Below are 418 nucleotides of genomic sequence, written 5' to 3'. Positions count from 1 at the left end.
GCTGCCCCGAGGACAGGACGGCCTCGCGGAGAACTGCACCGTCCACAACTACAACATCGTGCCGCTGCGCAACGGCCGCTACATCGCGGTCGGCGGGCATTACCAGGCAGGAACCTGGGCCACCGAATTCACCGATCCCGCCCACCCGGTCACGATCGGCTGGTCCGACCCACCCGCGATCAGCCCGCCCGATCTCGGCGGGGCCTGGTCGTCGTACTGGTACAACAACTTCATCTACGAGTCCAGCATCACCGAAGGACTCAACGTGTTCCGGCTCAGCGGCAACGCCACCGGCGGCGCTCTCCGGCTCGGTCATCTGAACCCGCAGACGCAGGAGTTCTCCCTGCCGTGACACCAGATCGCTGGGCCCGTCGGTGACGGGGCCCAGTTCGAGGGGGAACCAACGAGGAGACAGAAC

Annotated in this window: 1 pseudogene; it reads left to right on the top strand. The window is 66.3% G+C overall.

The features are described from left to right. Positions 1-352 (top strand): annotated as a pseudogene (locus IG04_RS47540) (hypothetical protein); the annotation flags it as partial. Positions 353-418 lie beyond the last annotated feature (66 nt).

The organism is Lentzea albidocapillata (genome assembly GCF_000719115.1).
In the GTDB taxonomy this organism is placed as follows: domain Bacteria; phylum Actinomycetota; class Actinomycetes; order Mycobacteriales; family Pseudonocardiaceae; genus Lentzea; species Lentzea albidocapillata.
This window is presented reverse-complemented; position numbering and strand designations above follow the sequence as displayed.